The sequence below is a fragment of the Salipiger marinus genome (genome assembly GCF_035481585.1).
GTDB classification, from domain to species: domain Bacteria; phylum Pseudomonadota; class Alphaproteobacteria; order Rhodobacterales; family Rhodobacteraceae; genus Salipiger; species Salipiger marinus.
Map to the genome: position 1 here is coordinate 42,710 of NZ_JAYKSL010000012.1, position 12,995 is coordinate 55,704.

General features: G+C 67.5%; 13 protein-coding genes. 9 read left to right on the forward strand and 4 right to left on the reverse strand.

Annotation, left to right across the window (positions count from 1 at the left end):
* Positions 1–67 precede the first annotated feature (67 nt).
* The 4 genes from VK682_RS16205 to VK682_RS16220 are packed head-to-tail and all read left to right on the forward strand — an operon-like array spanning position 68 to position 3,253.
* Positions 68–931: an ABC transporter permease gene (locus tag VK682_RS16205; RefSeq protein ID WP_089846203.1), complete on the forward strand. Its 864-nt coding sequence runs from the start codon at positions 68–70 to the stop codon at positions 929–931.
* Positions 928–1,713 carry an ABC transporter permease gene (locus VK682_RS16210; protein ID WP_089846205.1) on the forward strand — a complete coding sequence of 262 codons (786 nt, stop codon included), beginning with the start codon at positions 928–930 and terminating at the stop codon, positions 1,711–1,713. Before VK682_RS16205 ends, VK682_RS16210 begins: the two co-directional genes overlap by 4 nt.
* Positions 1,713–2,723, forward strand: a complete 1,011-nt coding sequence (locus VK682_RS16215) for an ABC transporter ATP-binding protein (RefSeq protein ID WP_324782223.1) — start codon at positions 1,713–1,715, stop codon at positions 2,721–2,723. Before VK682_RS16210 ends, VK682_RS16215 begins: the two co-directional genes overlap by 1 nt.
* Positions 2,720–3,253, forward strand: coding sequence for a cysteine hydrolase family protein (locus VK682_RS16220; protein WP_230796719.1), 534 nt, complete (start codon positions 2,720–2,722; stop codon positions 3,251–3,253). The genes VK682_RS16215 and VK682_RS16220 overlap by 4 nt, the downstream gene beginning before the upstream one ends.
* On the opposite strand, the gene VK682_RS16225 is transcribed toward VK682_RS16220, so the two are convergent.
* Positions 3,250–5,703 carry a hypothetical protein gene (locus VK682_RS16225; RefSeq protein ID WP_230796717.1) on the reverse strand — a complete coding sequence of 818 codons (2,454 nt, stop codon included), beginning with the start codon at positions 5,701–5,703 and terminating at the stop codon, positions 3,250–3,252. The two genes, VK682_RS16220 and VK682_RS16225, sit on opposite strands and share 4 nt — an antisense overlap.
* 12 nt (positions 5,704–5,715) lie before the next feature.
* The gene (locus VK682_RS16230; RefSeq protein WP_230796715.1) at positions 5,716–6,582 is read right to left on the reverse strand and encodes a MurR/RpiR family transcriptional regulator; all 867 of its coding nucleotides are present in this window, start codon (positions 6,580–6,582) and stop codon (positions 5,716–5,718) included.
* Between the two features lie 111 nt (positions 6,583–6,693).
* Here VK682_RS16230 and VK682_RS16235 point away from each other — a divergent pair, with 111 nt between their 5' ends.
* Genes VK682_RS16235 through VK682_RS16255 form a run of 5 tightly spaced genes read left to right on the forward strand, consistent with a single transcriptional unit; the run spans position 6,694 to position 11,611 of the window.
* Positions 6,694–7,719, forward strand: coding sequence for an ABC transporter substrate-binding protein (locus VK682_RS16235; protein WP_230796713.1), 1,026 nt, complete (start codon positions 6,694–6,696; stop codon positions 7,717–7,719).
* Between the two features lie 31 nt (positions 7,720–7,750).
* Positions 7,751–8,812 (forward strand): ABC transporter ATP-binding protein, encoded by a 1,062-nt coding sequence (locus VK682_RS16240; RefSeq protein WP_230796711.1) that lies wholly within the window; start codon positions 7,751–7,753, stop codon positions 8,810–8,812.
* Positions 8,809–9,693 carry an ABC transporter permease gene (locus VK682_RS16245; protein WP_089846219.1) on the forward strand — a complete coding sequence of 295 codons (885 nt, stop codon included), beginning with the start codon at positions 8,809–8,811 and terminating at the stop codon, positions 9,691–9,693. Before VK682_RS16240 ends, VK682_RS16245 begins: the two co-directional genes overlap by 4 nt.
* Positions 9,693–10,508 carry an ABC transporter permease gene (locus VK682_RS16250; protein WP_089846221.1) on the forward strand — a complete coding sequence of 272 codons (816 nt, stop codon included), beginning with the start codon at positions 9,693–9,695 and terminating at the stop codon, positions 10,506–10,508. The genes VK682_RS16245 and VK682_RS16250 overlap by 1 nt, the downstream gene beginning before the upstream one ends.
* Positions 10,505–11,611, forward strand: a complete 1,107-nt coding sequence (locus VK682_RS16255; RefSeq protein WP_230796709.1) for a DmpA family aminopeptidase — start codon at positions 10,505–10,507, stop codon at positions 11,609–11,611. Before VK682_RS16250 ends, VK682_RS16255 begins: the two co-directional genes overlap by 4 nt.
* A 42-nt stretch (positions 11,612–11,653) precedes the next feature.
* On the opposite strand, the gene VK682_RS16260 is transcribed toward VK682_RS16255, so the two are convergent.
* Together VK682_RS16260 and VK682_RS16265 are read right to left on the reverse strand one after the other, a co-directional pair.
* On the reverse strand, positions 11,654–12,307 hold the full coding sequence (locus VK682_RS16260; RefSeq protein ID WP_230796708.1) for a flavin reductase family protein: 654 nt from the start codon (positions 12,305–12,307) through the stop codon (positions 11,654–11,656).
* Positions 12,304–12,993: a GntR family transcriptional regulator gene (locus tag VK682_RS16265; RefSeq protein WP_089846226.1), complete on the reverse strand. Its 690-nt coding sequence runs from the start codon at positions 12,991–12,993 to the stop codon at positions 12,304–12,306. Before VK682_RS16265 ends, VK682_RS16260 begins: the two co-directional genes overlap by 4 nt.
* Positions 12,994–12,995: the final 2 nt, after the last annotated feature.

The following is a 12,995-nucleotide window of genomic DNA, read 5'->3' on the forward strand; positions in this document are numbered from 1 at the left end:
GAAACCCGGCTGGCCCGGGCCTGCGGGCCCGGCCCCCGCCCCGCAACCGGACGCGAAGGAGACCGGCATGGCCGACCTTGCCGCCGCGATGGATCGCAGGCGCCTCGTCACGCTGCTGAGCCCCGCTTATCTGTGGCTGCTGGTCGCGGTGTTCCTGCCGCTGTCGGCGATGCTGTTCTTCAGCCTGCTGACCGACCTGCCGCAGGATGCGCCGGACTGGGGGCTGACGCTGGACAATTACGGCCAGTTCCTGACCAATCCCACCTATGCGACGCTGCTGTGGAAATCGCTGAAGCTGGGGGTCATGGTCACGCTGGCCTGCATCCTGATCGGCTATCCCTGCGCTCTGGTGCTGGCCCGCACCATCAGGGGCCGCGCGCGCGAGACGCTGTTCCTGCTGGTGATCCTGCCGTTCTGGTCCAATTCGCTGGTGCGGATCTTTTCATGGGCCATCGTGCTGCGCGGCAATGGCGTTCTGGAGCGCAGCCTTGACTGGCTGCTGCCTTTCGACATCCGGCTGAACCTGATGTTCACCACCCCCGCCGTGGTGATCGGGCTGGTGCACAGCTATCTGCCTTATGTCATCCTCACCTCCTATCTGGCGCTGCAGGCCATCGACGACGACATCATCGAGGCGGCGCGGTCCATGGGCGCCTCGCGCTGGACGATCCTGCGCCGCCTGCTGCTGCCGCTGTCGCTGCCGGGGCTGCTGGCGGGGGCGGTGCTGGTCTTTGTGCCGGTGGTGGGGTCGTTCATGGAACCGCGCATCCTTGGCGGGCGCATGGGCACCTATTATGGCACGGTGATCGAGGACCAGTTCATCGCCGTCTACAACTGGCCGCTAGGGGCGGCGCTGTCCTTCATCCTGCTGGCCGTGGTGCTGCTGATCATCGCGCTGGCCAGCCCCGTGCTGAAAAGGGCCCGGACATGACCCGCGCCGCACTCCCGCTGCTGGGGCGCCTGTGGCTGGCGCTGATCCTCGTGTTCCTTTACGCGCCGATCCTCGTGATGGCGGCGATGTCGTTCAACGCCTCGCCCTTCTACCAGCTGCCCTTCGAGGCCTCGACGGTCTGGTATGAAAAGATGAGCGCCAATCCGCAGATCCTTGCCGCCGCGCTGCGCTCGGTGCTGATCGCGCTGGCAACGACCCTGATCGCCACGACGCTGGGCACCATGGCCTCCATCGCGCTCTTCCGCTATGACTTTCCCGGCAAGCGGGTGCTGCAGGTGCTGCTGTTTCCCCCCATCGCCATTCCGTGGCTGATCACCGGCACCGCCATGCTGATCTTCTTCTTCGCCGTGGGCATCGGGCGCGGCACGCCCGCCGTCATCATCGGCCATGTCGCGCTGGCGCTGCCCTATGTCATCGTCACCGTCACCGCCCGGCTGTCGAGCTTCGACATCACGCTGGAAGAGGCGGCGCGCTCCATGGGGGCAGGCGCATGGACGGTGCTGCGGCGCGTCACCCTGCCATGGATCGCGCCGGGGGTGGTGGCGGGGGCGCTTTTCGCCTTTGCCGTCAGCTTCGACCAGTTCGTGGTCAGCTATTTCCTGTCCGAACCGGGTGACAGCACGCTGCCGGTCCTGATCTATACCGCCATCCGCAAGGGTTTCACCCCTGAAATCAACGCCATTTCCACGCTCATCATCACGCTGTCGATGACGGTCATGGTCCTTGCCGCCCGCTATTCCAGACTAGGAGGAGACCGCTGATGTCCGGGGTCGAGGTGCAGAACATCACCAAACGGTTCGGTCGCGCGCTGGCGCTGGACGATGTGACGGTCAGCTTTCCCGATGGCGGCTTCTTTGGCCTGCTGGGGCCGTCGGGATCGGGCAAGACCACGCTTCTGCGCACCATCGCGGGCTTTCACTATCCCGAGGCGGGGCGCATCCGCATCGGCGACCGCCCGGTGGAACAGGTGCCGGTGGAACAGCGCGACATCGGCATGATGTTCCAGAATTACGCGCTGTTTCCCAATATGAGCGTGGCCGACAATGTGGGCTTTGGCCTGCGCGTGCGCCGCGTGCCCGCCGCCGAGGAACGCCGCCGCATCGCCGAGACGCTGGATCTGGTGCAGCTTGGCGGGCTCGCCGACCGGCGCCCGGCGCAGCTGTCGGGCGGGCAGCGGCAGCGGGTGGCGCTGGCGCGGGCCATCGTCACCAATCCCAAGGTGCTGCTGCTTGACGAGCCGCTGTCGGCGCTGGACAAGTCGCTGCGCGTCGACATGCAGATCGAACTGAAGCGCATCCAGCGCGACATCGGCATCACCACGATCTTTGTCACCCATGATCAGGAAGAGGCGCTGACCCTGTCGGACCGCATCGGCATCCTGCGCGCCGGGCGGATCGTGCAGGTCGGCCCCCCGCGAGAGGTCTATGACCGCCCCATAGATGCCTTTGCCGCGGGGTTTCTGGGCGAGGCGAACTGGATCCCCGACAGCTGTCTTGCCGGGCTCGATCTGCCCGCCTCCCCGCAGGGCCACCGCTTTGCCGTCCGCCCCGAGGCGCTGGCGATCGGCACGGCGCCCGAACCCGCGCGCAATGCGCTGCGGGGGCGGCTGGTGCAGCGCGTCTTTGCCGGGGCCATGGCCACCTGCCTGATCGAGGTGGAGGGCAGCCCGTGGAAGCTGGTCGCGCGTGACCGCGACATTCCCGATCTGCCCGGCGCGGGGGAGGTCTGGCTCAGCTGGGCGGCGCGCGACACCATCGCGGTGCCGTCATGACCGGCTGGCTTCTGGTCATCGACATGCAGCCGGGCTTTGGCCACCCGGACAGCCCGTGGTTCACCCCCGGCTACGAGGCCTGCGCGGCCCGGATCGACGCGCTGCTGCCCCGCTTCGCCGGGCGCGCGCTGTTTACCCGCTTCGTGCCGCCCGCCGAGCCCGAGGGCGCATGGCGCGCCTATTACGCCCGCTGGCCCTTTGCCATGGCGCCGGAAAATGCGGGGCTCTGGGCGGTGGATGCGCGCTGGCGGCATCTGCCTTCGGTCACAAGCCTGCGCTTTTCCAAATGGCGCGAGGCGGAGGCGCTGCTGCCGCCGGAGGTGCCCGTGACGCTTTGCGGCGTGGCCACGGACTGCTGTGTGCTGGGCACCGCGCTGGAGGCGGTGGATGCCGGGCGGCGCGTGGATCTGGTGCAGGATGCCTGCGCCGCCGGATCCGACGCGCTGCACGCGGCGGCACTGACGGTGATGGCCGACCGCGCGCCCATGCTGCGGCTGGTCACCACCGAGGCGCTGCTGGCGGGCAGCTAGTCCGCGCGCCGCAGCAGCGGCACCTGTGTCAGCCCCGAGGCATCGGGCCCGCCGCTGCCCGCAAACGGGGTTCCGGCGTAAAAGGCATTGGCCATGGTATTGGCCGCGTCGATGCGCAGCAGATGCGCCCCCGCCGCCACCCGCCCGAGGTCGAACCGGAACGGCGCGGCAAAGCGCTGGCCCAGATCGCGCCCGTTGAGCCAGACCCGTGCGGTGCAGGCGACGCCGGGCAGATCCAGCACCAGATCCGCCGCCTCTGCCAGATCAAGCGCCCGTTCATACCGCCCGATGCCGGACACTTCCGCCGCCCCCTGCGCCTGCCAGCCGCGATCGACCCGCACCGGGCGGGCCCGGTCGCCCAGATGCAGGGTCCAGCCGTCCTCCAGCTGCTGCAGCACCGGCCCCGGAGCCCTCCGCGTTGGGGCAAGCCGGGCGCTGTCCTGCTGCGCGGGCGCGGGGGTCAGGGTCAGGCAGCGCAGCTCCTGCGGGTCCAGCGGCACGGCGATCCGCCGCGCGGCGCTGTCCATCGTGCCGCAGGCGAGCCCGGTGCGCGACAGGATCTCTGTCACAAGGGGCGCGGCACTTTCGTTGACCAGCACCACGCGCCAGTCGCCTGCCGCATCCCGCCCCGCGACCAGCGCGCGCAGCCCCGGCACCTCTGGCACCACCGGGGCTGCGGCGGACAGGATCTCCGCCAGATCGGCGGGGGGTGCGGTCCAGACCGGCAGGCCAGTGTCGCGCAGCCGCGTCGCAGTCTGCGGTTCGGCAAGGCTAACCGGGCCGGGCAGCGCCACGCCCACTGCGGCACCGGGGCTGTCCAGCGCTGACAGCCCCGCCTCGTCACAGATCAGCGGGCGGTGCCCCAGCGACAGGATCGCCCGGCACCACGCGCCAAAGGCGGTGGCATGGCCATGCCGGGGCCCTTCGCGCAGGGCGGTCTCGTAGGGATAAAGCAGCAGCACCCGTGCGGGCGGCGTGGCGGCTTCGACAAAGGCGGCAAGCTGCGCCATCTCCTCCGCGATGGCACCCAGCACCGGCCACCATGGCTGCAGGTTGTAGCCGGGCGGGAAATCGAACCGCAGATTGTCCAGAACCGAGGCGCGGCTGTCGCCCGACCCGGCATAAAGCGCGTGCAGGATGATGCGGCTGGCGCCCAGCAGATGCAGCCGGATCAGCTGGCCGCGCAGCGCCTCTGGCGTCAGATCCCACTGACCGGCGGCCCGCGCCTCGGAGCGTTCCGAGGTGAGGTAAAGCTCGCACCACGCGCCGCGCCGACCTGCGGCCTGCGCCACGCTGTCCCCCAGCAGCGGCGCCAGCTGCGCGCCCAGATTGTTGGCATCCACCGCCGTCTCGTCGCGCCAGCGGTCGATTCCGAAAAAATCCGCCGCCAGCGCGACGCGCGGATCGATGGCGGAAAACCCGCCATTGAGGTCGAAACTGGCGACATGGGGCAGGATCTCGTGCCCGGTCAGCCGCAGGCCGGTGCGGTCGCAGAAGGCGCGCAGCGGGCCAAGAAAGGCCTGCGTCATCATCCGGGTCAGGGTGCGGTAGACCGTGGCCCGGATCGGGCCGGTGTCCGGCCCGGTGTCGCGCAGCAGCGCCGCAAGCTGCGGGGCAAGCGGGCCGCTGCGGCGCAGGGCGCGCGCCAGCCCGTCGCTCCATGGCAGGCTGTTGCGCAGGTTGCCCTGCCGTTCCGCCCAGTCATAAAGCCCCGGCGCGGGCTGGTCGAAAAACAGGCAGTCCACCGTGCGGCCCAGATGCGGGCCAAGGGCGTCGGCATAGGGCTCCAGCCCCTGCTCGACGAAGCGCGCGCCCGCCTCCGGCATCAGGTAGTTGATCAGCCGCGACCGGGTGGCGCGGGCGCGGGCAAAGACGGTCCAGCGCGCACCCTCTGGCAGCGGGCAGGTCAGGCGGAAGCTGGCCCCCGCCGGGCCGGTGCCGGTCAGGCGCACCGCCTCCGTCACATCCACCGGCGGGCCGCAGACCGGCCAGATCACCGCCGCCACCACCGCCCATGCGCCAAATCCCGGCGTGCCGCCGTCATGGATCCAGTGCCGCACCGCCGGGCCAAGGGCGGCGGCCAGCGTGGCGGTGATGCCGCTGATCCGTGCCTCGGGGCCGGGGCTTTCGGCCCAGAACAGATGCTCTTCGCGCAGCGCATCGGCCCCCGCCACGCTGCGCCCGCCCGCCTGTCCGCTGGTCCATGCGTAATCGTCGTAAATCCCGGCGGTCAGGCCAAGCTCGGCCATGATCGCCACCGCGCGGGCATAGGTGGCAAGATAGGCGGGCGACAGATACAGCGCCCGCGGCATCGACAGCCGCGCCTGAATGAAGATCCGCCCGAAGCCCTGCGCGTGAAACTGCATCAGCTGGCGGCGCAGCTCTGCCTCGGGCGGCAGGTGGTCCCAGAACCAGTAGGCATCCAGCCGGGTGGAGGAAAGCCGCGACATGGGCGCGCTCCGTCAGAAGATGTTGATGCGGTGGGCCAGCCGTTTCCAGTCGCGCAGGCGCTGCGGAATGTCGCGGCCCGGGGCGGTGGCGGTCGCATGGATCAGCAGGCTGGTGGCGGCGTTGAGCCCAAGGATGGATTCCAGAAACAGCCCGGTCTTGGACGGCGTGTTGATGACCGCCTTTGTCACGTCATGCGCCCAGTGGCAGTATTCATCGGTGACCACCACCACCGACCGGCCCTGTTCCCGCGCCAGCCGCGCCAGCGTCTCGCATTCGGCGGCATAGGGGATCACGTCGATGATGAGCAGGCAGCTTGTGCCCGGCGCGGGCGGGTCGAGCCATTCCGACAGCATGCTGTCATGGCCCGACAGAAACCGCACGCGGGGCCGGGCCAGCGCCAGCCGCCGCGCCACATCCTCGGCCAGACCGCGCACGGTCTGGAACCCGGTGACATAAACCTCTTCGGCCTCGCGCAGATGCCGTTCGGCGGCCTGAAAGGCGGGGGTGTTGATCTTGGCATAGACCGTGCGCACCGCGCGCAGTTCGGCATTCATCTGCTCCTGCCAGTCGGGGGGCAGATCGGCGCCGTCATCGGGAAAGCTTTCGGCGCTGACCGAATAATGCTGCAGCAGCATCGCCTTGAATTCCTTCATGCCCGCGCAGCCAAAGCGGCGCAGCATCCGGCCCACGGTGATCTCGGCCACGCCCGCCTTCTGCGCGATGGACTTGCCGGTCTCGAAGGAAATCGACGGCAGGTTGAGCAGGAAATACTGCGCGACCTTGGCCTCCTGCTTTGGCAATCTGGGCAGCCCGGCCTCGATCCTGCCTACAAATTCATCAAGTCGGGCCTCCGCATAGGAGGCAAAGCCCTGTGACATGCGCAAACTCCCCATGACAGAAAACTAACATTTGACGAAAAAGACAGTATCGCATCATTTTCTCGACTCAAGGAAAAACCGCAAAGGCCACCTGACAGGGAGACGACCATCATGAAACCGACCCACCTTGCCCTAACTTCCGCGCTTGTGCTTGCCCCCATGGCGGGCGCCGCACAGGAGACGCTGTCGCTTTACAACTGGGGGGATTACATCAACCCCGAGGTGCTGGACGCCTTCACCGAAGAGACCGGCATCGCGGTGACGCTGGACACCTACGGATCGAACGAGGAGATGCTGGCCAAGATTCAGGCGGGCGCCACCGGCTATGACATCGTGTTCCCGTCGGTGCACATGCATGACATCCTGTTCCAGCTGGGCCTGCTGGCCAAGACCGATATCGGGCAGGCGCCGGGTTTCGAGAACATCGACCCGCAGTTCATCCGCGCCAAGACCGACCCCGAGGCCGAATACTGCCTGCCCTATGCCTGGGGCAATGTGGGCATCGTCTACAACAAGGCGCTGGCGGGCGAGATCACCAGCTGGGAGGACTTCTTTGCGCTGGGATCCGAGGGCCAGAAGATCACGCTGCTGGACGATCTGCGCGAAACCATCGGCATTGGCCTGATCATGACCGGCAGCCCGGTCAATTCCACCGATCCGGCGGAAGTCGAGGCGGCGGCGGATTACATCGTGGACCATCTGCAGGGCGTCACCGCCTTCACCTATGACAGCGTGCCGCAGGTGATCTCTGGCGATGTGGCGGCGGCGCACTGGTATGTGGGCGCCAACATCTTCGTGGCCGACAATTCCGACACCATCGCCTATGTGATCCCCGAGGAGGGCGCCACGCTTTATCAGGAGGACATGTGCGTGCTCGCCTCCGCCCCCAATCCCGAGGCCGCGAAGAAATTCCTTGAATTCTACCTGCGCCCCGAGATTGCCGCGCTGAACGTCAAGCAGCAGATGAACGGCACGCCGAACATTCCGGCACAGGATCTGATCCCCGCAGAGATCGCGTCGAACCCGACGATCTACCCCCCGCAGGAGGTGATCGACACGCTGCAGATCTTCGAGGATCTGGGCCGCGACCTGCAGCTTTACAACACGGAATGGACGCGGATCAAAACCGCGCAGTAACCGGCCCCGCCGGGTCACAGGACGGAAGATCATGGCCGCACCTCTGGAAATCATCAACGCCTGCAAGGTCTTCCGTACGCCGGAGGGCGGCACGATGACGGCGCTGGATGGCGTCTCGCTGAAACTTGCCTCGGCGGAATTTGTCACCCTGCTGGGGCCTTCGGGCTGCGGCAAGACCACGCTGCTGCGCACCATCAGCGGTTTCGAGACGCTGGATGACGGCGACGTCCTGATCGACGGCGCCGCCGTGACCCAGCTGCCCGCCCACCGGCGCCCGGTGAACACGGTGTTCCAGCGCTATGCCCTGTTCGGCCACATGAGCGTGGCCCGCAACGTGGGCTACGCGCTGGAGATCGCCGGGCGCGACCGGCGCGAGATCGACAGCCGCGTGGGCGAGATGCTGGATCTGGTCGGCCTGTCGGGCATGGGCCAGCGCCGCATCTCGCAGCTGTCGGGCGGGCAGCAGCAGCGGGTGGCGCTGGCCCGCGCGCTGGCGGGCAAGCCCAAGCTTCTGCTGCTCGACGAGCCGCTGTCGGCGCTGGACAAGAACCTGCGCCAGAAGATGCAGCAGGAGCTGAAGGCGATCCAGCGCGAGCTGGGGATCGGCTTTGTCTTCGTCACCCACGATCAGGAAGAGGCGCTGACCATGTCGGACCGCATCGCCGTTCTGGCGCATGGGCGGATCCAGCAGATCGGCGCGCCGTCGCTGCTGTATCAGAGCCCCGCCAACCTCTTCACGGCGGAATTTCTGGGCGAAAGCAACCTGCTGCCCGTCACGCTGGAAGGCGGCCATGCGCGGCTTTCTGACGGGCAGGGCTTCGCCTGCACCCACGCCCCGGGCCGCGCCACGCTGCTGCTGCGCCCCGAGGCGCTGGTGCTGACCGCCCCGGAGGGGCCCGCGCTGCGCTTCAGCGGCACGCTGCGCGAGACCTATTACACCGGCAAGGATCACCAGATCGCGCTGGAAACGCCCGGTTTCGGCATGATCCGCGCGCTGCTGCGCACCGGCGGCACGCTGCCCGAACCGGGAGCGCCGCTGACCCTGCACGCGCCCGCCACGGGCCTGCATCTGATCGACGAGGTGGCGCCGTGACCCTTGCCCGCCGCAAGCTTCTGCAACTGATCGGCCTGCTGGGGGTGCCATCGGTCTTTCTGCTGGTGTTCTTCCTGTGCCCGCTGGTCATCATGCTGATCTATAGCGGGCTGACGCCCGGGCTTTACGGCGGGGTGGACTGGGTGTTTTCCCACCTCAATTATGGCCGCATCCTTGGCTGGGCCGACACGCGTTACGAAAAATTCGATCCCGTCTATCTGGCGATCTTCCTGCGCTCGCTGCGGCTGGCGGCGCTGACCGTGCTGGCCAGCCTGCTGATCAGCTATCCGGCGGCGTTCTGGATCAGCCGCATGCGCCCGGCGCGGCGGGATTTTGCGATCTTCCTCGTCACGCTGCCGTTCTTTGTCAGCCTGATCGTGCGGCTTTTTGCATGGGTGCTGATCCTGCGGCCCACCGGCTTTCTCAATCAGGGGCTGATGGGACTGGGGCTGACCTCGGCGCCGGTCGAGTTTCTTTATACCGATTTCGCCGTCATCCTTGGCATGACTTACGTCTTCATCCCGTTCATGTTCCTGCCGCTTTACGGATCGCTCGAAAAGCTGGACATGACGCAGATCGAGGCTTCCGCCGATCTGGGCGCGTCGCGGCTGCAGACCTTCCGCAAGGTGGTGCTGCCCGCCACCCTGCCCGGGATCATCGGCGGGTCGATCATCACCTTCATCCCGGCCTTGGGCAATTTCATCGTGCCCTCGGTGCTGGGCGGGGCCAAGGTGCTGATGATCGGCAACCTGATCGAACAGCAGTTCCTGTCGGCGCGCAACTGGCCCTTCGGCTCGGCGCTGGCGATGCTGGTGATGACGGCGGTGCTGGTGCTGCTGGTGGTGCAGCTGCGCCTTGCCCGGCGGGAGGGGATGTCCTGATGCTGCGCCGTCTTCTGGGGCTTTATGGCCTGCTGTTCTTTGCCTTCATCTATGCGCCGATCCTGCTGGTGGTGGTCTATTCCTTCAACGCCAATACCGTGAACATGATGGTCTGGGACGGCTTCACGCTGGACTGGTACCGCCAGATCTTTGGCCTGCAGACCACCGTCACCGAAAGCGCCACCTATGTGGACAGTTCCGCGCAGCTTTACGCGGCGGTGCGCACCAGCCTTGTGGTGGCGGTGACCACCTCCGTGCTGTCCACCGTGTTCGGCACGGCGCTGGCGCTGGCGGTGGCGCGCTACCGCTTCCGGCTGGCGGGGCTTTACCGCACCGCGATGATGGTGCCGATGATCATGCCCGACATCGTGCTGGGGCTGGCGCTGCTGATCTTCTTCATCACCATCGGCATGAACCTGTCGCTGCTGACCATCATCATCGGCCAGTCCACCTTCCTCATCTCTTATGTCTTCGTCACCGTCTCGGCCCGGCTGGCCGAGGTCGATACCAGCGTCGAGGAGGCCTCTGCCGATCTGGGCGCCACGCCCGCGCAGACCTTCCGCAAGGTGACGCTGCCGGGGATCGCGCCGGGCATCCTTGGCGGCTGGCTGCTGGCCTTCATCATCTCCATGGATGATCTGGTCATCACCTATTTCATCGCGGGCACCGGCGACACGACGCTGCCCGTTCACATCTGGGGGATGCTCCGCCGGGGCATCAAGCCGGAAATCAACGCCATTGCGACCCTGATGCTGCTCTTCACGCTGGGGGTTGCGGCCATCGGGCTTTACTTCAGATCGAGACGCCAGAAATGACCCTGCCCTGCAAACCGCGCGCCCGCGCGCTTGGCCTGCCGCTGCCCGGCACTCCCGGCCCGCTCAACGCCATCACCGACGTGCCCGGGGTGGAGGTGGGCACGACCGAGCTTCTGTCCTCGCGCGAGCCTGCTCTGGCCCGGCGCGGCATTCAGGTGCAGACCGGCGTGACCGCGATCCTGCCCCGGGGCCGCGATCCGGTGCCCCGCCCGGTCTGGGCGGGACAGTTCAGCCTGAACGGCAATGGCGAGATGACCGGCGCGCACTGGATCCGCGATGGCGGCTGGCTGGCCGGGCCGATCCTGCTGTCCAATTCCCATGCCATCGGTCCCTGCCATGGCGCGGCGGTGCGCTGGATGATCGACACCTATGGCGCCACATGGGAGGACAATCACCTTTGGGCCATGCCGGTGGTCGCCGAAACCTATGACGGGGTGCTGAACGACATCAACGGCCTGCATGTGACCGAACAGCATGCCCGCGCGGCCCTTGACGCCGCCCGCCCCGGCCCGGTGGCGGAGGGCAATTCCGGCGGTGGCGCCGGGATGATCTGTTACGAATTCAAGGGCGGCACCGGCACCGCCTCGCGCCGCGTGCCGGTCGAGGGGCAGGAGTTCACCCTTGGCGCGCTGGTGCAGGCCAATCACGGGCTGCGGCCATGGCTGACCGTGGCGGGGCGACCCGTGGGCCCGCAGATGCCGGAGGACCGCATCACCGGCATGACCACCGAACGCGGATCGATCATCGTGATCCTCGCCACCGACCTGCCGCTGGGGCCGGGACAGCTGGAACGGCTGGCGCGGCGCGCCGCGCTTGGCATCGGGCGGGGCGGCACGCCGGGGGGCAACAATTCCGGCGACATCTTTCTGGCCTTTTCCACCGCCAATGCCATGCCGCTGCCGCAGCTGTCGGGACCGTGGCGGCAGATGACCACGCTCAATGACGAACGGCTGGACCCGGTCTATCTCGCGGCGGTGGAGGCGGTGGACGAGGCGGTGCTGAACGCGCTCTGCGCCGCCGAAGACGTGCCGCTGGCCCGTCCCGCCACCGGCATCTGCCGCGCCATCGACACCACGCGGCTGCAGGCGCTGGTCGCAGGCTGAGACGGGAAGGGGGGCGCGAGGCCCCCCGCGCCCGCGCCCGCGTCAGGCCTTGACGCGGCGCTTGTCCAGAACCTCGGCAGCCGTGGGCGTGGGCCAGTCGAAATAATCCAGCGTCCCGGCATAGCCGTTGCCGCCCATGCGCCCGATGGCATCAAGCCGCGCGTGATCGGAATACTGCGTCGCGGGGTCAAGGATGTCCTCGCGCACATGCGCCATGACGATGCGGCCCAGAATGATTTCGCGCGCGGAACTGACCTCGATGGCCAGATAGCGTTCGCATTCAAAGGCCACCGGCGCCTCGGCGATGCGGGGGCTTGCCACCTTCACGCCCGGAATGGCGGTCAGCCCCGCCATCTCCAGCTCGTCGACCTCGGGGGCAAAGGCGGCAGCGGTGACGGCCATCGCCTCGACATTGGCGCGGTCGACGATGTTGACGGTGAAACATTCCGTCATGCGGATGTTCCACGCGGTGTCCTTGAAGCTGCGGTCGGGCTTGTTTTCCACCCCCAGCGCAAGGATCGGCGGATCGGCGGAAAGGCAGTTGAAAAACGAATAGGGCGCGGCATTGACCACGCCGTCGGGCGACACCGTGGTGACCCATGCGATGGGGCGCGGCACGATGGTGCCGATCATCACCTTATAGGCCTCGCGCGGGGTGAGGGCGGAAAAATCCAGTTCGTGATGGGTCTTGCTCACGGGGCAAGCTCCTTTCCGTAATGTGACAGGATCTCCTGAACGCTTTCGGCTCTGGGAGACAGTTCCGCCCGCCCGGCCACCGCGCCAAGATGATGGCCCATGATCTCGATCGCGCGGGACTGGTCGCCGCTGCGGATCGCCTCGATGATCTGGGAATGCTCGTCCACCGCGCAGTCGGACGAATGGCTGCGGGCATAAAGCGACATGATGAGCGAGCAGCGCAGCACCACCTCGCGCACGTAGCGGGCCAGCACCTCGTTGCCGGTGAGTTCGGCGAGCAGGATGTGAAATTCCCCCGCCAGCCGGATCGAGACCGGGCCATCCTTGCCGCGCGCGGTGTTTTCGCTGCGCACATGCGATTCCAGCTGGTCGAAGCCGCTGCGCGGCATGCGCAGGCACAGCATCCGGATTACCTCGTTTTCCAGACAGCGGCGCACCTCGAAAATCTGCTGCGCCTCCTCGCGCGAGGGTTCGGCGACAAAGGCGCCACGGTTGCGGCGGGTGACCACCAGCCCTTCGTTTTCGAGCCGGACAAGGGCGTGGCGCACGATGGTGCGGCTGACGCCGAACTGGTCGCCCACCGTGTCCTCGGGCAGGCGCATGCCGGGTTTCAGCGCCTGTTCGATGATCGCGCGGCGCAGCAGGTCATGCACTGCATCGGTCAGGGTCGTCTTGCTGTCAGTCATGT